This is a genomic window from Mesorhizobium sp. M1396 (assembly GCF_040317725.1).
Lineage (GTDB): Bacteria > Pseudomonadota > Alphaproteobacteria > Rhizobiales > Rhizobiaceae > Mesorhizobium.
The window spans coordinates 20,871-38,401 of the sequence record NZ_JAMYLA010000015.1 but is presented as its reverse complement, the minus strand read 5'-3'; the positions used below and the strand labels follow the sequence as shown (position 1 = coordinate 38,401).

Sequence of the window (17,531 nt, the reverse complement as noted above, 5' to 3'; positions counted from 1 at the left end):
ATTCGCCTTCCGCGGGAGTGATTTTGCTTTTCGAGATGGCATTCGTCGATGACGACACGCTGTGTTCCCGACCGATCGCGGTCCTTCAATTGCTGCCGCTGGACGGCAACGGCGCGGCGTCTGACCTGATGCAGTCTGCGGTCGATCTCGCGCGCTCGGGCCTGCCTTCGGGCACAGGCCGAAGGGCTCGGCGACGCGCACCGCTTTGGCTGGTCATCGCCGCCGTCTTCGTTGCGCTGCTGGCGCTGCTGCCGCTTGCCTTCATCATCTGGATCGCGGTGCGGACCGGCTGGGAAACCGTCTCGGCGCTGGTCTTCCGGCCACGTGTCGGCGAGCTTCTGGTCAATACTATCCTGCTGGTCGCGCTCTGCGTGCCGATCACCATCGTGCTGTCGGTTGCCCTGGCCTGGCTGACCGAGCGCAGCGACTTGCCGGGCGCCCGGTTCTGGGCCTGGCTGTGCGTGGCGCCGCTCGCCATCCCCGCTTTCGTGCACAGCTATGCCTGGATCACCATGGTGCCAGGACTGCACGGCCTGTGGGCCGGCGTCCTGATTTCCGTGATCGCCTACTTCCCGTTCCTGTATCTGCCGGTGTCGGCGGCGTTGCGCCGTCTCGATCCCGCTCTCGAGGACGCCGCCGCCGCACTCGGCCTTGGGCCCCGGCGCGTGTTCTGGCGTGTCGTGCTGCCGCAATTGCGGCTCGCCATCTGCGGCGGTTCGCTGCTGGTCGGGCTGCATCTGCTGGCCGAGTACGGCCTCTATGTCTTCATCCGCTTCGACACCTTCACCACGGCGATCGTCGACCAATTCCAGTCGACCTTCAACGGCCCGGCCGCCAACATGCTGGCCGGCGTGCTGGTGAGCTGCTGCTTCGTGCTGCTCGGCCTCGAAGTGCTGGTGCGCGGCGAGGAGCGCTATGCCCGCGTCGGCTCCGGCGCCGCGCGCTATCAGCAGCGCACAAGCCTCGGACGGGCCACCGTCCCTTGCCTCGCCTTGCTTGTCGTCACCACGCTGCTGGCGCTTGGCGTGCCGTTCGTCACCATCGGCGGCTGGCTTGCCGCCGGCGGCGCGGCTGTCTGGCGCTTCGACGAGATCGGGCTGGCGCTTGGCCAAACGCTGTTCCTGGCGCTCGCCGGCGCATTGCTCGCCACGGTCGCCGCCATGCCGATGGCCTGGATCTCGATCCGCGCGCCGGGGCCATTGCAGCGTCTGCTGGAGGGCTGCAACTACATCGTCGGCTCGTTGCCGGGGGTCGTCATCGCGCTGGCGCTGGTCACCATCACCGTGCGCATCGCGCTTCCGCTCTACCAGACCCTGTTTACCATCCTGATGGCCTATGCGCTGATGTTCCTGCCGCGCGCTCTGGTCAGCCTGCGGGCCTCGATCGCGCAGGCGCCGGTCGAACTCGAACGCGCCGCTTCCAGCCTCGGACGGCCGCCGCTGCAGGCGCTGTGGTCGACCACGATCCGCCTGTCGGCGCCAGGTGCCGCGGCCGGCATGGCGCTGGTGGCGCTCGGCATCATGAACGAACTGACCGCCACCCAGATGCTGGCGCCGAACGGCACCCGCACGCTGGCGATGGCGTTCTGGTCCTACAGCGGCGAGATTGATTATGCCTCCGCGGCCCCTTACGCCTTCATCATGGTGGCCATGTCGCTTCCCTTGACCTGGCTGCTTTACGTCCAGTCGAAACGGATGGCCGGACGATGAGCTTTCTCGAAATCAGCGGCCTGCACAAGCATTACGGCCCGGTGGCGGCGCTTGCCGGCGTCGACCTGAGCGTCGCCAGTGGCAGCCGCACGGCAATCGTCGGCCCGTCCGGCTGCGGCAAGACGACCCTGCTGCGGCTGATCGCCGGCTTCGAGGCCCCGGACCAGGGCCGCATCACGCTCGACGGCGAGGTGCTGGCCAATGGCGGCGCGGCGGTGCCGGCATATCGCCGCGGGATCGGCGTGGTGGCGCAGGATGGCGCCCTGTTCCCGCATCTGACCATTGGCGACAATATCGGCTTCGGCATGGCCCGCGGCGAAGACAAGCGCACCGAGCGCATCGTCGAACTCGCCTATATCGTCGGGCTCGACAAGGCGATCCTCAAACGCCGCCCGCACGAGCTCTCCGGCGGCCAGCAGCAGCGTGTGGCACTGGCCCGCGCCATGGCGATGAAGCCGAGACTGATGCTTCTCGACGAGCCGTTCTCGGCGCTCGATACCGGCCTGCGCGCCTCGATGCGCAAGGCGGTGGCCGAGCTTCTGGAAACCGCTGGCATCACCACCATCCTGGTGACGCACGACCAGGCCGAGGCGCTGTCCTTCGCCAGTCAGGTCGCGGTGATGCGCGACGGCAAGTTCTCGCAGATCGGTACGCCGCGCGAACTCTATTTCAAGCCGAAGGACAGGATGATCGCCGAGTTCCTCGGCGACGCCATCATCCTGCCGGCAAAGATATCGGGCGGCTTCGGCAATTCTCCACTCGGCCGCATCGCGGTCGACACCAACGATAGCCGCGACATTGCCCGCATCATGCTGCGGCCGGAGCAGATCGCGCTGAAAAGAACGTCGCGCGAGGGCATGTCGGGCACTTCGGACATGCTGTTCGGCGAAGTCACGGAATCGGAATTCGCCGGCTCGATGTGCACGATCGCGGTGCGGCTCTTGAACAATGCGGATCCGCCCGATGCGGCCGCCATCGGCAACACGCCGCTGGTGCTGCGCAAACCGGGCATGGACGCGCCGGCGGTCGGCGAGATCGTCCGGCTGACCGTGTCGGGAAAGGCGCATGTCTTCGCCTGAACGGTCGAAAGCTTTTCGGCGCTGCGCCTCAATCCGACTCACACGGTGATGCGTTCGCCGGTCTCGCCGGAATAGATCGGCCACTGTTCGAGAAAATCGCAGCCGTGCACGACCACGTGATCGTTGGCGCTGTCGACGAGGACGACCGCGTAGGAGGGCGGCGCTTGCTCGACAATCTCGCTCGATCGGTCGAGGGCAAGCTCGAACCTGGCATGCAGGCCGCGCTGCGCCGAGAACGGAATGCCGGCGACCGTGCCTGCGATGTCGCGATGGACGTGGCCGAAGAAGATGTGGCGGACGTTACCATGACCCCGAAGCAGGCCCAGCAACCGTTCGGGTTGCTCAAGGGCGAGCGGATCGAGTTGCGGCAGGCCGAGCGTGACCGGCGGATGATGCATGAAGACATAGGCGGGCCGGCCTGCCGCTTCTTCGAGCCGGGCTTCCAACCAGGCAAACCGCTTGTCGCACAATTCGCCTTCGACACGGCCCTCCGCCAGGCAATCGAGGAACAGCAGCACCTCGTCGGCTGTTTGGCGAGCCGACTGCACGAAGCCGTTCTCGTCGACCGGAATTTCAGGAAACGCCGCAACAAGATTGGCCCGCCGGTCATGGTTTCCCGGAAGCAGTTGAAAGGGCACCGACAGCTCGCTCAGAGCGGCGCGGAGATCGGCATAGCTTTCGGGCGCGCCGGTCTCGGTCAGGTCGCCGGTGAGGACGCAAAGCGCGGCATCGGCGTGATGCGCATTGATGTGCGCGATGCATGAAGCCAGCCGCTGATGCAGGTCGGCGCCATAGCGGCGCTCGCCTTGCCGGCCAAGATGGACGTCGGTGACCTGGATGATTTTCATTGCGGACTTCTTCGCCTTGCCGGTGGTGCCGGTCCAGTCATCGGCGACAATGGCTTCAGAAATCAAAATGCCGGTTCCGGTACCGAAGCCTTGAAGACCTCGAGACGGGTTCCCGCGTCCGACGAGAAGAAATGCAGATCATCGGGCGAAAACCGCAGACCCACCGCGCTGCCGGGTTCCGGGTGGACGGCCTCCGAGGTCATGACGGAAAACGGCGCGCCGTCTAGATCGACATAGATGACGCGGCCCGCGCCCAGTTCCTCGACCAGGTCGACGGTCGCATTGAGCGCGCCTGCGGTGCCCGGCGCCACCAGCCGCACGGCTTCCGGCCGGATACCGACCGCCACCCGCGTGCCGACCGCCAGGCCGGCGCGTGGAACGGCAAGATGCCGGCTGCCGGCGAGCAGCGAGACCCCGTCGAGGTCCACCGTGCCTTCAAGAATGTTCATGGCCGGCGCACCGACGAAGGTGGCGACGAAACGGCTGGCCGGACGGCTGTAGATCTGGGCTGGCGTGCCGACCTGTTCGACGCGCCCGCCATTCATCACCACCAGCCGGTCGGCAAGCGTCATCGCCTCGACCTGGTCATGGGTTACGAAGACAGACGTCGCTTTCAGCCGGCGATGCAGCTTGCGGATCTCCGAGCGCATCTGGACGCGCAGTTTCGCGTCAAGATTGGACAGCGGTTCGTCAAAGAGAAAAACCTTGGGCTCGCGGATCATCGCCCGGCCCATGGCGACGCGCTGCCTTTGGCCGCCGGACAGCGCCATCGGCTTGCGGTCGAGCAGATGTTCGAGCTCCAGCGTGCGGGCGACCGCCTGGATGCGCAGCTGGCGCTCGGCGGCGGCAACGCCCGCGACCTTGAGCGAATAGCCGATGTTCTGCGCTACGCTCATATGCGGATAGAGCGCGTAGTTCTGGAACACCATGGCGCAGCCGCGCTCACGCGGCTCCAAATTGTTGACCACGGTGTCATCGATAGCGATCTCGCCGCCGGATATGTCCTCCAGTCCCGCGATCATCCGAAGCAGCGTGGACTTTCCGCAGCCTGATGGCCCGAGGATGACGACGAATTCGCCCGATGCGATGTCGAGGTCGACGCCATGCACGACCTGCATTTTGGCGTAGCTTTTCTTGACGTCGCGAATGGTGATGGAGGCCATCTTTCGTCTCCTTTCAGGTCACTTTTCGGTGGCGATCAGGCCGCGCACGAACCAGCGCTGCATGGCCACGACAACGATCAGCGGCGGCAACATGACGATAAGCGTTCCGGCCATGGCGATGTTCCATTCCGGAATGCCGCCGACATTGGGGATGAGCTGCTTGAGTTCCGTGACCGCCGTCGCATGCGACTGGTCGGTGGTGATCAGCAACGGCCACAGATACTGGTTCCACGCCCACAGGAACATGATGGTCCCAAGCGCGGCCATGTTGTTGCGCGACAGCGGCAGCAGGATGTCGATGAAGAAACGCAGCGCGCCGGCGCCGTCCATGCGCGCGGCCTCGGTCAGTTCATCCGGAACGGTGAGGAAGAACTGCCGGTACAGGAAGGTCCCGGTGGCGGTCGCGACCAGCGGCAGGATCAGGCCGGTATAGGAATTGAGAAGGCCGAGGTTGAGCGAAACCTGGACGCCCGATACCTTCTCGATCAGCCAGCTGATTCCGGTCAGGTCGAGGATGGTCTGATAGGGCGACAGCACATTGGCGACGACCGCGTAGGTCGGCACGATGCGCACTTCCAGCGGCAGCATCAGCGTCACGAAGATCAGCCAGAATATGAAGGTGCGGCCGGGATAGCGGAAATAGACGATCGAGAAGGCGGTGAGCGCCGATATGATCACTTTGCCCGCCGCGACGCCGACGGCCATGATGAAACTGTTCAGAAGCTTGGGGCCGAGGTCGGCCGTCGTCCAGGCCGTCTTGATGTTCAGCCAGAAGTCGCTGCCCGGCAGCAGCGACATCGGTACGTCGTTGACATCCCTGAGATTGTGCGACGCCGCGATGGCGACGATCACGAACGGCGCGACGCACAAGACGAAGCCGATGAACAGGATCAGATGCGTGAAGAAATTGAGGAAGGGGGTGCGCTCTACCATATCGGCATCACCTGTAGTGCACGCGCCGCTCGATGAAGCGGAACTGGAAAATGGTCAGCACGACGATGAGCACCATCAGGATGATGCTCTGCGCGGCGGCGCCCGAATAATCGAGGCCTTTGAAGCCGTCGGAATAGATCTTGTAGACCATCAGATTGGTGGCGTTCGCAGGGCCGCCGGCGGTCATGATGTCAACGATGCCGAAGGAATCCTGGAAGCTCTCGGTGATGTTGATGACCAGCAGGAAGAAGATCGTCGGCGTGATCAGCGGGAACTGGATGTCACAGAAGCGCCTGACGACGCCGGAGCCGTCCATTGCGGCTGCCTCTATCAGCGAACGCGGAATGGCCTGGAACGCGGCGAGGAAGAAGATGAAGTTGTAGCCGACATACTTCCAGGAAAAGGCGATGATGATCGAGGCCATGGCATCTGTGCCGTCAAGGCCGGGATCCCAGAAGCCGGGCCAGACCTGGTTGACGACGGCCATGAAGCCGGCTTCCGGCGCAAGGATGAAGCGGAACGCCATTGCCAGCGCCGGCGCCGCGATGCCGTAAGGCCAGATCAGCACCACGCGATAGAAGCGCGATCCGGCAAGTTGCCGATCGGTCAAGGCGGCCAGCAAGAGGCCAATGAACATCGCAAGCCCGGTGCTGACGGCGGCAAAGACAACACTGGCGATGATCGAGTTCCAGTAGTCGGTATTGGAGAGGATCGAGCGGAAATTGTCGAGCCCGACCCAGATGTTGCCGCCGCCCCAAGGCTGCTGCAGCGTCAGCGACCAGTACACGGCCTGACCGGCGGGCCAGTAGAAGAAGGTGAAGATCAAGAGGAGCTGAGGCACCGCGAAAAGGATGCCGATCGTCCAGCTGCCAAAGGTAACGCGTTTTTCCATCGGTCCGCCGATGCCGCTCAACGGCCAGTCACGTGTGCATTAGATACGCGAAACACCCGCCCGTCGACTCAAGCATGAGGCTCGACGGGCGGCCTGAAAATCGCCTGTGGGTCAGGGCAGGGTCTTGCCCGGATAGGTCTGCTGGAAGCGGTCGAGGATGGCGTCGCCATTCTTGACCAGCGTGTCGAGGCCTTCCTGGACACTGACCTTGTTGGCGAAGATCGCCTGCATCTGGGTGCCGAACTCGGCGCGGATCTGGGTGAAATTGCCCAGCCGCACGCCGCGGGTGATTTCGGTCGGCTCGGACGCGGTCAGGCTGGCGATCGCGACTTCGCGGCCCTTGTAGGGCGCCTTGTCGTAGAAGCCGGTGGACTTCATGTAGTCGAAGCCCGACTTGGTCACCGGGATGTAGCCGGTGTTGGTCGACCAGAACAGGGCGGTCTTGGGGTCATGGATGAAGTTGAGGAACGCGGCCGCGCCCTTGTATTCGGCATCCGACTTGCCGGAGAGAACCCAAAGCGAAGCGCCGCCGACGAGTGAATTCTTGCGCTCGGTGCCGGCATAGACGGGCAATTCGGCGACATCCCAGTTCATGCCTGCCTTCTGCGTCTTGCCGACCGTGCCGTGGTCGCCGACCGAAGTCATGATGACTTGGCAGGTGCCGGAGGCGAAGGCCTGGACCATGTCCTGGCCGAGGTCCTTCGACTTGATCTTGATCAGGCCGGCATCATACCACTTCCTTAGGTCGGTCACGTATTGGACGAACTTGGTCTTGTTGACTTCCAGACGCGCGTCGAGGCCGTCATAGCCATTGTTCCTGGTGGCGATCGGCTGATTGTGGATGGCCGAGAACTGCTCCATCAGCTGCCAGCTTTCGTTGGCCGAGATATTGATCGCCATCGGGCATTCATAGCCGGCGTCCTTCATTGCCTGAAGATCGGTGCCAACGTCTTCCCAGGTCTTCGGCGCTTCGGTCTTGCCAATCTCGGCGAAGGCGTCCTTGTTCCAGTACATCAGCGCGGTCGAGGAATTGAACGGGAAGGACAGCATCTCGCCCTTCGAGGTCGCGTAGTAGCGGGCGATGCCGGGGAAATAGTCGGCGTAGTCGATCTTGTAGCCGTTTTCTTCCATCAGCTTGTCGGCCGGCTTGTAGGCGCCCGACAGCATCATGGTGGCAGTGCCGACATCATAGACCTGGACGACGGCCGGCTGCTTGCCGGCGCGGAAGGCGGCGATCGTGTTCTGCAGCGTGGCGTCGTAGTTGCCCTGGCTGGTGCAGACGACTTCATAGTCGGCCTGCGAGGCGTTGAAGTTCTTGCACAGAGTGTCGACGACGCGGGCAAGGTCGCCCGAAAGGCCGAACCAGAAATCGAATTTCACCGGCTCTGCGACGGCGGGCATGGCAAGCGCGATGCTGAGCGCGCCTACGGCAAGGGCGGCAAAGCCCCGCTTGATGATGGTCATGATTTCTTCCCTCTTGAGTGGCTGTTGACAAGGGTCTTACGCAAGTCCTTGCCCGCTCTCTTAGAGAAGGTATGTGACAGTTCTGCTGTGGCCCCTCAGGCCTGTGGACAGCCTGTCTCTCCTCCCTCCAGCGGTTGCGCCGGCATGAAAATGTCATGCCGGCGCTCTAGGTAGCTAGGGCGGCTGTCAAGGACGTAAAGACCTGAAGAGCAGTCATGATTATCCGGCTAAAGGGATCAATGAAATGCTGGTGCCACAGCTGACACATGTTCCACTCGCCGAGCGCCAGGCCATGCGCGACGGTCCCCGTGATAGCGCCACCCATCTTCGTTTGGCCGGCGCCACACCGGCACTTGGCCAGATCGAGATCGGCGGTAAGGCTTCACGCGAAGGCACGGGCGAAACGCTCACCGTCGTGGCCTGGAACGTCGAACGGCTGCGCCATGGCGATGCCATCGCGGCAACGCTTGCCGACCAGTCACCGGATGTCGTGCTGCTGTCCGAGGTCGACGAAGGCATGGCGCGCTCAGGCAACGGCCATCCCTTGCGCGCCCTTGCCGACCGTCTCGGTCATGCCTTCGCCTATGGCGTCGAATTCGTCGAGCTCGGCGGCGGCAATGAGACTGAGCAGGCTGCAACCGGCGCCGTCCCGAATACGGAAGGCTTCCACGGCAATGCCGTGACCAGCGCCATCCCGCTGCTTCGCCCTTTCCTGGTCCGCCTCGACGCGGCTGGCGGCTGGTTCCGGCCGGAGCAGGGCCAGCCGCGAATCGGCGGGCGCATGGCCATCGGTGGCCAGGTGCAGATCGGCGACCGCAGGGTGACGGTCGTCTCGGTGCATCTGGAAAACCGCACCGATCCCGCCGGCCGGGCCATCCAGGTCAGCCATCTTCTCGATGCCATCGACAGATATGATCCAGAGGCGCCGGTGCTGCTCGGCGGCGACTTCAACACGCTGACATCGAGCCATGAGGACCGCCACGACGATCCCGACGCCTGGGCGGCGCGCATCGCGGCCGAGCCTGATCGGCTGATCGATGTCGAACGCCATGAACCGCTGTTCGCGGTCTTCGCCGGGCGCGGTTACGACTGGAAGGCCGCCAACAGGCTCGACCTGCCCACGCAGCGGCGCGAGTTCGGCGATCCTACCCCGACCGGCCACATCGACTGGTTCTTCACGCGCGGCCTTGTCGCAACAGCCCCCGCCGTCCTTCCGGCTGTGCTTGCGGACGGCAGCCCGAGCTCCGATCATGAAGCAATTGTCGTGACGGTTCGCATCGCCTGACTAGCGCGGCCAGCCGGCTACACCAGAGAAGTAGTCAGTCGCCCTTCTCCGGAAAACCCGACGCTAGAAGCTTTCGGGCTTGAGCGCCGTCTCGACCAGTCTCCTGGCGTCCGGTCCCGACCATTCGGCCGGGCCGTTCATATGGGCGAGCAGGCAGCCCTCGCCGTCGATCAGCATGGTGACGGGAAGGCCGAGCGCCAAGCCGCGCTTCTTGAGGTCATTGAACAGCGCCATCGTCGAATCCCGGTAATAGCCGAGCGTCGTGACGCCGGTATCGCTGAGGAATTTCTTCGGCTTCACATCGTCGCCGGCATCGACATTGACGGCGACCACCTGAAAGGCGTCGCTGCCCATTTCCTTCTGCAGCGCATCGAGCGCCGGCATCTCGGCGCGGCACGGCGCGCACCATGTCGCCCACAAATTAAGCAGCACCGTCTTGCCGGCATGGTCGGCAAGCGTCATCGGCTTGCCGTCCGGACCATTGAAGGCGAGGCTCTTCAAGGATTGCGGCGGATCGGCCGGCAACAGTGCAGCGACCTGACCGGTGGCCGAGGCCGCGACCTTCTTGGCTCGATCGCTCTTGGCGGCGCAGGCGACATCGTCCTTGCTGTCGTCAACGACAGCTTGTGCCGGTGCATTGTTGCCAGACCGGCTCTCGCTGACATATACCGCGACCGCGCCGGCCAGCGCGCCCGCCACCAAGGCGGCGAGGATCAGGCGCGAGGCCGGGAAGAATCTATTGCCGTCTGCCATTTTCTCAAAACTGCTCCGAAGCACGGGTTATAGCCATGAGCGACAAGAAAACCAGCAACCAGATGTGGGGCGGACGTTTTGCCTCGGGTCCGGCCGCGATCATGGAAGCGATCAACGCGTCGATCTCCTTCGACCGCAAACTCTATGCGCAGGACATCAAAGGCTCGATCGCCCATAGCGAGATGCTGGCGCAAACGGGCATTATTTCGGCGGCCGATCAAGAAAAAATCGCTCACGGGCTGAACACGATCCTGAAAGAGATCGAGGCCGGCAGCTTCGAGTTCTCGACCCGGCTGGAAGACATCCACATGAATATCGAGGCGCGCCTTGCCGATCTGATCGGTCCGGCGGCCGGCCGGCTGCACACCGCCCGCTCGCGCAACGACCAGGTGGCGGTCGACTTGAGACTGTGGGTCAAGGATGAGTGCTTTCGCGTCGCCGAGGCGTTGAAAGGGCTGATCAAGGCACTGCTGGAGCGGGCCGAGGAGCATGCGGCGACGGTGATGCCGGGCTTTACCCATATGCAGGCGGCCCAACCGGTGACCTTCGGCCATCACTGCATGGCCTATGTCGAAATGTTTTCGCGCGACCTGTCGCGTGCGCGCGATGCAATCGAGCGGATGGACGAAAGCCCGCTCGGTGCCGCGGCCCTCGCCGGCACCAGTTTCCCGATCGACCGCCACCGCACCGCCAAGGCGCTCGGCTTCCGCGAGCCGATGCGCAATTCGCTCGACAGCGTTTCGGATCGCGATTTCGCGCTGGAGTTCCTCGGCATGGCGGCGATCTGCGCCACGCATCTGTCGCGGCTGGCCGAGGAGATCATCATCTGGTCGACGCCGCAGTTCGGCTTCGTCAGGCTGTCGGACTCGTTTTCCACCGGCTCCTCGATCATGCCGCAGAAGAAGAACCCCGATGCCGCCGAATTGGTGCGCGGCAAGACCGGCCGCGTCACCGGCCATCTGGTCGGCCTGCTGACGGTGATGAAGGGCATGCCTTTGACCTATGGCAAGGACATGCAGGAAGACAAGGAATCGGTGTTCGATGCCGCCGAGACGCTGGACCTGATGCTGGCCGCGATGACCGGCATGGTTTCGGACATGACGGTCAACGCGGCCGCGATGAAGAAGGCCGCCGGCGCCGGCCATGCGACCGCGACCGACCTCGCCGACTGGCTGGTGCGCACGCTCGGCCTGCCGTTCCGCGAGGCACATCATGTCACCGGCCGGGCGGTGGCTCTGGCCGAAGAGAAGAAGGTCGGGCTGGAGAAGCTCTCGCTGGAGGATCTGCAGTCGATCAGTCCCGGCATCACGGCGGACATATTTTCGGTGCTGGCGGTGCAGAACTCGGTCAAGAGCCGCACCAGTTTCGGCGGCACCGCGCCGTCGGAAGTGAGGAAACAGATCCGCACCTGGAAAAAGCGACTGGCGAAAGCGTGATTCCGGCTGCTGCGACCAGCAATATCCCTGATATTGCGACCAGCAATATCCGGGGTGCAATACGCCGAGAACTCGGCTAAAAGCGGCGGCTGGCAAACGTTTCGGACGGATGGATCGATGACCGGAAGCAGGATTTTGGTGACTCTGACGCTTCTGGCGGCGATCGCGGCCGTTTCGGCCTGCGGCAGGAGGGGCGGTCTCGACACGCCCTATGAGGCAGCCGTGCAAGCGCGCAAGGATGCCTCGAAGGCGCACCAGCCAGTACCGCCGGAGCCGGAAAAACCGGTCGAGGACAAGAAGTTCATCCTCGACCCGCTGATCTAGAGCAGCCATGCGACTGGGTTTTGGTCCTTCTAAACCCGATCTCATCGTGCTCCAACTTCCGGAACCACTCTCGTGAACCATTTCGACTACCGCGACGGCGTGCTCCATGCCGAGGACGTGGCGATCCCCGATATCGCCGCGCAGGTCGGCACGCCGTTCTACTGCTATTCGACGGCCACGTTGACCAGGCACTACCGGGTGTTCGCGCAGGCCTTTGCCGGGCTCGAAACGCTGGTCTGCTACGCCATGAAGGCCAATTCCAACCAAGCCGTTCTGCGGACGCTGGCGAAGCTCGGTGCCGGCGCCGACGTGGTTTCGGAAGGGGAGTTGCGCCGGGCGCTGGCCGCCGGCATCCCGGCAAGCAAGATCCTGTTTTCGGGCGTCGGCAAGACCGCACGGGAAATGGACTTTGCCCTTGCCGCCGGCATCCTCTGTTTCAACGTTGAATCCGAGCCTGAACTCGAGCTCCTGTCGGCGCGAGCCGTGGCGCTCGGCAAGGTGGCGCCGATCTCGCTGCGCATCAATCCCGATGTCGACGCCAGGACCCACAAGAAGATTTCCACCGGCAAGGCCGAGAACAAGTTCGGCGTTCCGTGGCAAAAGGCGCGTCAGGTCTATGCCCGCGCGGCAAAGCTTCCCGGCATCAAGATCACCGGCATCGACACCCATATCGGCAGCCAGATCACCGAGCTGCAGCCTTTCGACGACGCCTTCGCCCTGCTTGTCGATCTGGTCGGCGCGTTGCGAACTGACGGCCATGTCATCGAGCATATCGATCTCGGCGGAGGCCTCGGCATTCCCTACCGCATCGACAACAATCCGCCGCCCCTCCCCGATGCTTATGCCCAGATCGTCAGGAAGCATGTCGGCAAGCTCGGATTGAAGGTGATGTTCGAGCCGGGCCGGCTGATATCAGGCAATGCCGGGATCCTCGTCTCGGAAGTGATCTTCGTGAAGGAAGGCGACGCCAAGAACTTCCTGGTCGTCGACGCCGCCATGAACGATCTCATCCGACCGACGCTCTACGATGCTTTCCACGACATCCGTCCGGTCGTGCAGCCGCCGGCCGACACGCCGCGCATGATGGTCGACGTTGTCGGCCCGGTCTGCGAGACCGGCGATTATATCGGCCTCGACCGCGATCTGCCCAGGCTGAAGTCCGGCGACCTGATTGCCGTCTTCACCGCCGGCGCCTATGGCGCGGTGCAGGCAGGCACCTACAACACCCGCCTGCTGGTGCCGGAAGTTCTGGTCGACGGGGACCGCTTCCACGTCGTGCGTCCGCGCCTGTCCTATGACGACCTGATCGGGCTGGATTCCGTACCCGATTGGCTCGCATAGAGGCCACATCGTCTCGAACGCCGACGGTAGCGCTATAGCCGGTTCTGGATGAGCGCCCTTGTTTCGGCGATCCTATCCTCGTCGCGGCGATAGAATGTCCATTGCTTGATGCGCCTGGCACGCAACAAGCCGGCTTGGGTGAGCACGCGCATATGCTCGCTGAGCGTCGCCTGCGTGATGCCGAGCTTCTCGGCGATCAGCAGCGCGCAGACGCCGTCCTCGACCAGATCGCCATCCGCCTGGGGTGGGAAATGCGCGCGCGGATCCTTCAGCCAGTCGAGGATCTGCAGCCTGCGTTCGTTGGCAATCGCCTTGAAGACATCGACCTCTTGCATTTAGCCATTTTGCCAAGTTACTAATTACTGTCAATCCCGAGGAGATCACCATGTTACAGGGCAACACCGTCACACGCGAGCGCATTGCCGCGATGGAACCGCGCATCCGCCCCTACGTGCGCCACACACCGGTGCTGCGCGTCGACATGGCCGACTTCGGCCGGCCGCCGCTGACGATCGACCTGAAGCTCGAATGCCTGCAGCATTCCGGCTCGTTCAAGGCGCGCGGCGCCTTCACCAATCTCCTGGAACGGCCGGTTCCCGAGGCCGGTGTCGTCGCCGCGTCGGGCGGCAACCATGGTGCTGCCGTCGCCTATGCCGCCATGCGGCTTGGCCACAAGGCGACCATTTTCGTGCCCGAAGTGAGCCCGCCGGCCAAGCTCGAGCGGATCCGCTCCTACGGCGCCGATCTGATCGTCGGCGGCGCCCGCTATGCCGAGGCACTGGCCGCCAGCGAACGGTTCGCCGAGGAAACCGGCGCCTTGCAGATCCATGCCTTCAACCAGCAGGAGACGCTGATCGGCCAGGGCACGCTTGGGCTGGAAATCGAGAGCGATTTGCCTGAGATCGACACATTGCTGGTCGCCGTCGGCGGCGGCGGCCTGATCGGCGGCATCGCTGCCTGGTTTGCCGGCCGCATCCGCATCATCGCCGTCGAGCCGGAAGGGGCACCAACGCTTTACCGCGCCTTTGAGGCCGGACACCCCGTCGATGCGCCGGCCGAGGGCATCGCCGCCGATTCGCTGGCGCCAAAGCGTGTCGGCGAGATGATGTTCGCGATCGCCGAGGCCTTTGTCGAACGCTCGATCCTGGTCAGCGACGACGACATCATCGCCGCGCAAAAGGCGTTGTGGAACCGGGTTCGCATCATTTCCGAGCCGGGTGGCGCCGCCGCCTTTGCCGCGATCCTGTCCGGCCGCTATTCGCCAGCGCCGGGCGAACGCGTCGCCGTGCTGGTCTGCGGGGCAAATGCGAACCCCGCAACCTTCTGACTGCAGCATGGAACTATAATAGCGGCCTTCACGTTTTTCCAAACCGCCTCGCCTTTGCCGTGTTTGCTGGTATTCTTCGAGTCGTGAGGCTTGGGCTATCCTGCCCGCCCACAGCATGATCCCCGAAAAGTGGAATCCGGTTTTCGGAACAGATCATGCTCAAGGAGACAGAGCCCCGTCCCGGTTCTTTCGGATGGAATAGGGCTCGAGGAAGGGCCGATGACGCGACGACCCACCTTCAACAGCGATCGCGGCCTGGCCGGGCGCCTTGCCCTGAGCCGGCTGGCGACGCGGGTCTCGATTATGGTCGAGCGTGGCTGGCCGTTGATGCTTCCGCTCGTCATCGTCGCCAGCCTGTTTCTCAGCGTCTCCTGGCTCGGCCTCTTCTCCCGGCTGCCGGATATGGCGCGTATCGGCCTTGTCGCCGCCTTCGCCATCGCGGCGCTGGCCGCGCTCTATCCCCTGCGCTTCTTCCGCCTGCCGGGCGCCGCCGAAATCGACCGCCGCATCGAGGCGGCCAATCAATTGCTGCACAGCCCGGTGCTGGTGCAGACCGACCGGCCTAGCGGTAGGGAAAGCAGCTTCTCGCAAGCGCTCTGGCGCGAGCACCAGAAGCGCATGGCCGGAAAGCTCGACAGCCTCGGCGCCGACCTGCCGCGTACACGGGTGCCGGAGCGCGACCCCTGGGGACTGCGCGCGGTGGCGGCACTTTTGCTCGTTACCGCCTTCGCCTTCTCCTTCGGGCCGACGGGCGGCAGAGTCAGCGACGGGTTCAATGCCCGTGGCGCGCAGGATACCGTGCCGCCGCGCATCGACGCCTGGGTGACGCCACCGGCCTACACCGGCAAGCCGCCGATCTTCCTGACCGCCGACGCCAACCAGGCGACGCCGACCTTCACCGTTCCCGAAGGCAGCGATGTGTCGTTGCGCGTGACCGGCGGTTCGGGCGAGGAAACGCTTGCCTACGCCGACAAGAGTGGCAATTCCCGCGCCATCGAGCCGGCCGGTCCGCAGGCCGCCACAGCCAAGCCAGCGGCAAGCCCGGCGACGCCGTCCAAGATACGCCAGTTCACCGGCAAGCTGACCGGCGACGGCACGCTGACGCTGACATCGGGCGAGGATCAGCTCGGCCGCTGGGCCTTCGCGGTCATAACCGACAAGCCGCCGCGGATCCGCTTCGTCGGCGAGCCGAAGCGGGCCGCCAACGGCGCCTTCGAACTCAACTACCAGATCGACGACGACTATGGCGCCGCGACCGCCAAGACGGTGTTCACGCTCGCCGATCCGCAGGCACCGAATGCGCATCCGCTCTATGGTCCGCCTGAAATGCCGCTTTCGCTGCCGCGACGCGGCGGCAAGTCGAATGCGGCCAAGACCTCCAAGGACCTGACCGAGCATGTCTGGGCCGGCAGCAACATCAAGCTGACGCTGGTTGCCACCGACGATGCCGGGCACACCGCATCAAGCGAAACCAAGACGCTGATGATGCCGGAGCGGCCGTTCGCCAATCCGCTGGCGCGAGCCGTGATCGAGCAGCGCCGCCTGCTCGCGCTCGACGCCAATGCCAAGCCGCGCGTGCTCGACCTGATGGACGCCATCACGCTGCGGCCGGAAGACACGTTCGACAACATGTCCCACTACCTCGCCATCATGAGCGCCCGCAGCCGGTTGAAGATGGCCGACAGCGACGATCAATTGCGCAGCGAGGTCTCCTATCTCTGGGAAATCGCGCTCGGCATCGAGGAAGGCAATCTCTCGGCCGCGGAAAAGCGGCTGCGCCAGGCGCAGCAGGCATTGCAGGACGCCATCAAGAATGGCGCCAGCGACGCCGAAATCGAAAAGGCGATGAAGGAACTGCGCGAGGCGATGAACCAGTTCCTGCAGGAATTCGCGGAGCGCGCCAAGCAGAATCCCAGCGCCCCGCAGATGCAGCAGAATGGCCAGGAACTGCGCCAAAGCGATATCGACCGCATGATGGATCAGATCGAGAACCTGGCAAAGTCGGGCGACCGCGACAAGGCGCAGCAATTGCTGTCGCAACTTCAGGACATGATGAACAATCTGCAGGCCGGCCGTCAGCAGCAAGGCGGCCAGCAGGATAGCGAGATGCGCCAGCAGATGGACAAGCTCGGCGATATCCTGCGCCGCCAGCAGGAGATGATGAACGACACCTTCCGCATGGACCAGATGCAGCGCGGCGAACGCCAGCGCGGAGAGAACCGTGACGAACAGCTCGGCCAGGACGAGCAACAAGGTCAATCAGGCGAAAACGGCAAGCCGAACGAGGGCGGCCAGCCGAAGCCGATGACGCCGCAGGAATTCGCCGATGCGCTGAAGCAGCTGCAGCAAGGTCAGGGCCAGCTGAAAAGCGACCTCGAGCAGTTGAAGAAGGGGCTCGAGGGCATGGGCATGGAGCCCAATGAAGGATTTGGCGAGGCCGGCAAATCCATGGGCAATGCCGAACAGGCGCTCGGCGAGGGCGAAGGCGATGAGGCCGTGGGCCATCAGGGCCGGGCGCTGGAAGCGCTGCGCAAGGGCGCCAAGGACATGATGAAGCAGATGCAGGCCATGCAGGGCGACCAGGGCGGCAGCGAACAAGGCGGCCGCCAGCAGAATGCCGATCGTGACCCGCTCGGCCGGCCACGCGCCAGCCAGGGGCCCGATTTCGGTGATTCGGTGAAGGTGCCCGACGAGATCGATGTGCAGCGCGCCCGTCAGATTCTGGAAGCGATCCGCAAGCGGCTCGGCAACGCGCTGAGTCCCGACATCGAACGCAGCTATCTGGAACGGCTGCTTGAGCTGAAATAGAGCAATTCCAGGAAAAGTGTGAAGCGGTTTTCCGTCCGGAATTGCGATAAAACAACAAAGGGATTGCCGCCCCGCCTCGACCACACCCGAAAACCCTCCCGGACGGTTGCACTACAATGCCCAAACTTGGCGCTGTCACGCCCATCCTGCGCATCTTCGATATTGCCAA

Annotated in this window: 15 protein-coding genes; 8 read left to right on the top strand and 7 right to left on the bottom strand. The window is 64.0% G+C overall.

Going from position 1 to position 17,531, the window contains the following annotated elements:
- Window positions 1-128: 128 nt before the first annotated feature.
- Window positions 129-1,709, top strand: a complete 1,581-nt coding sequence (locus NKH02_RS12135) for an ABC transporter permease (protein ID WP_352867964.1) — start codon at window positions 129-131, stop codon at window positions 1,707-1,709.
- Complete coding sequence (locus NKH02_RS12130) at window positions 1,706-2,788, top strand: ABC transporter ATP-binding protein (protein ID WP_352878980.1); 1,083 nt, start codon at window positions 1,706-1,708, stop codon at window positions 2,786-2,788. The genes NKH02_RS12135 and NKH02_RS12130 overlap by 4 nt, the downstream gene beginning before the upstream one ends.
- Window positions 2,789-2,826: 38 nt before the next feature.
- Here NKH02_RS12130 and NKH02_RS12125 read toward each other — a convergent pair whose 3' ends face one another.
- The 5 genes from NKH02_RS12125 to NKH02_RS12105 form a co-directional block, all read right to left on the bottom strand.
- Window positions 2,827-3,636, bottom strand: a complete 810-nt coding sequence (locus tag NKH02_RS12125) for a phosphodiesterase (RefSeq protein ID WP_352879116.1) — start codon at window positions 3,634-3,636, stop codon at window positions 2,827-2,829.
- Between the two features lie 62 nt (window positions 3,637-3,698).
- Window positions 3,699-4,799 (bottom strand): sn-glycerol-3-phosphate import ATP-binding protein UgpC, encoded by a 1,101-nt coding sequence (locus tag NKH02_RS12120; protein ID WP_352878977.1) that lies wholly within the window; start codon window positions 4,797-4,799, stop codon window positions 3,699-3,701.
- An 18-nt stretch (window positions 4,800-4,817) separates the two neighbouring features.
- The gene (locus NKH02_RS12115; RefSeq protein WP_352878974.1) at window positions 4,818-5,732 is read right to left on the bottom strand and encodes an ABC transporter permease subunit; all 915 of its coding nucleotides are present in this window, start codon (window positions 5,730-5,732) and stop codon (window positions 4,818-4,820) included.
- Between the two features lie 7 nt (window positions 5,733-5,739).
- Window positions 5,740-6,624 (bottom strand): carbohydrate ABC transporter permease, encoded by an 885-nt coding sequence (locus tag NKH02_RS12110; protein ID WP_352878972.1) that lies wholly within the window; start codon window positions 6,622-6,624, stop codon window positions 5,740-5,742.
- Between the two features lie 111 nt (window positions 6,625-6,735).
- Window positions 6,736-8,088 carry an extracellular solute-binding protein gene (locus tag NKH02_RS12105; protein WP_352878969.1) on the bottom strand — a complete coding sequence of 451 codons (1,353 nt, stop codon included), beginning with the start codon at window positions 8,086-8,088 and terminating at the stop codon, window positions 6,736-6,738.
- Between the two features lie 244 nt (window positions 8,089-8,332).
- On the opposite strand from NKH02_RS12105, the gene NKH02_RS12100 reads away from it, so the two are divergent.
- Complete coding sequence (locus tag NKH02_RS12100) at window positions 8,333-9,373, top strand: endonuclease/exonuclease/phosphatase family protein (protein WP_352878967.1); 1,041 nt, start codon at window positions 8,333-8,335, stop codon at window positions 9,371-9,373.
- Window positions 9,374-9,436: 63 nt separating this feature from the next.
- On the opposite strand, the gene tlpA is transcribed toward NKH02_RS12100, so the two are convergent.
- Window positions 9,437-10,126 carry a thiol:disulfide interchange protein TlpA gene (gene tlpA, locus NKH02_RS12095; RefSeq protein WP_352878964.1) on the bottom strand — a complete coding sequence of 230 codons (690 nt, stop codon included), beginning with the start codon at window positions 10,124-10,126 and terminating at the stop codon, window positions 9,437-9,439.
- Window positions 10,127-10,161: 35 nt separating this feature from the next.
- Here tlpA and argH point away from each other — a divergent pair, with 35 nt between their 5' ends.
- The 3 genes from argH (at window position 10,162) to lysA (ending at window position 13,227) form a co-directional block, all read left to right on the top strand.
- A complete protein-coding gene (gene argH, locus NKH02_RS12090) occupies window positions 10,162-11,562 on the top strand; it encodes an argininosuccinate lyase (protein WP_352878961.1) in 1,401 nt (466 codons plus the stop codon).
- Window positions 11,563-11,679: 117 nt separating this feature from the next.
- On the top strand, window positions 11,680-11,886 hold the full coding sequence (locus NKH02_RS12085) for a lipoprotein (protein WP_352878959.1): 207 nt from the start codon (window positions 11,680-11,682) through the stop codon (window positions 11,884-11,886).
- Between the two features lie 72 nt (window positions 11,887-11,958).
- A complete protein-coding gene (gene lysA / locus NKH02_RS12080; protein ID WP_352878956.1) occupies window positions 11,959-13,227 on the top strand; it encodes a diaminopimelate decarboxylase in 1,269 nt (422 codons plus the stop codon).
- A gap of 32 nt (window positions 13,228-13,259) precedes the next feature.
- Here lysA and NKH02_RS12075 read toward each other — a convergent pair whose 3' ends face one another.
- On the bottom strand, window positions 13,260-13,562 hold the full coding sequence (locus NKH02_RS12075) for an ArsR/SmtB family transcription factor (RefSeq protein WP_352659115.1): 303 nt from the start codon (window positions 13,560-13,562) through the stop codon (window positions 13,260-13,262).
- Window positions 13,563-13,612: 50 nt separating this feature from the next.
- Here NKH02_RS12075 and NKH02_RS12070 point away from each other — a divergent pair, with 50 nt between their 5' ends.
- Both NKH02_RS12070 and NKH02_RS12065 read left to right on the top strand, forming a co-directional pair.
- Window positions 13,613-14,554: a threonine/serine dehydratase gene (locus tag NKH02_RS12070; protein ID WP_352878953.1), complete on the top strand. Its 942-nt coding sequence runs from the start codon at window positions 13,613-13,615 to the stop codon at window positions 14,552-14,554.
- Window positions 14,555-14,773: 219 nt separating this feature from the next.
- Window positions 14,774-17,362, top strand: a complete 2,589-nt coding sequence (locus NKH02_RS12065; RefSeq protein ID WP_352878950.1) for a TIGR02302 family protein — start codon at window positions 14,774-14,776, stop codon at window positions 17,360-17,362.
- Window positions 17,363-17,531: the final 169 nt, after the last annotated feature.

What these genes read in the sequence shown, in the direction of transcription:
- NKH02_RS12105 (WP_352878969.1), bottom strand. Translation starts at nt 8,088, where the DNA reads ATGACCATCATCAAGCGGGGCTTTGCCGCCCTTGCCGTAGGCGCGCTC.
- NKH02_RS12085 (WP_352878959.1), top strand. Translation starts at nt 11,680, where the DNA reads ATGACCGGAAGCAGGATTTTGGTGACTCTGACGCTTCTGGCGGCGATC.
- NKH02_RS12130 (WP_352878980.1), top strand. Translation starts at nt 1,706, where the DNA reads ATGAGCTTTCTCGAAATCAGCGGCCTGCACAAGCATTACGGCCCGGTG.
- NKH02_RS12125 (WP_352879116.1), bottom strand. Translation starts at nt 3,636, where the DNA reads ATGAAAATCATCCAGGTCACCGACGTCCATCTTGGCCGGCAAGGCGAG.
- argH (WP_352878961.1), top strand. Translation starts at nt 10,162, where the DNA reads ATGAGCGACAAGAAAACCAGCAACCAGATGTGGGGCGGACGTTTTGCC.
- NKH02_RS12070 (WP_352878953.1), top strand. Translation starts at nt 13,613, where the DNA reads ATGTTACAGGGCAACACCGTCACACGCGAGCGCATTGCCGCGATGGAA.
- NKH02_RS12110 (WP_352878972.1), bottom strand. Translation starts at nt 6,624, where the DNA reads ATGGAAAAACGCGTTACCTTTGGCAGCTGGACGATCGGCATCCTTTTC.
- NKH02_RS12100 (WP_352878967.1), top strand. Translation starts at nt 8,333, where the DNA reads ATGCTGGTGCCACAGCTGACACATGTTCCACTCGCCGAGCGCCAGGCC.
- NKH02_RS12115 (WP_352878974.1), bottom strand. Translation starts at nt 5,732, where the DNA reads ATGGTAGAGCGCACCCCCTTCCTCAATTTCTTCACGCATCTGATCCTG.
- tlpA (WP_352878964.1), bottom strand. Translation starts at nt 10,126, where the DNA reads ATGGCAGACGGCAATAGATTCTTCCCGGCCTCGCGCCTGATCCTCGCC.
- NKH02_RS12065 (WP_352878950.1), top strand. Translation starts at nt 14,774, where the DNA reads ATGACGCGACGACCCACCTTCAACAGCGATCGCGGCCTGGCCGGGCGC.
- NKH02_RS12120 (WP_352878977.1), bottom strand. Translation starts at nt 4,799, where the DNA reads ATGGCCTCCATCACCATTCGCGACGTCAAGAAAAGCTACGCCAAAATG.
- NKH02_RS12135 (WP_352867964.1), top strand. Translation starts at nt 129, where the DNA reads ATGCAGTCTGCGGTCGATCTCGCGCGCTCGGGCCTGCCTTCGGGCACA.
- NKH02_RS12075 (WP_352659115.1), bottom strand. Translation starts at nt 13,562, where the DNA reads ATGCAAGAGGTCGATGTCTTCAAGGCGATTGCCAACGAACGCAGGCTG.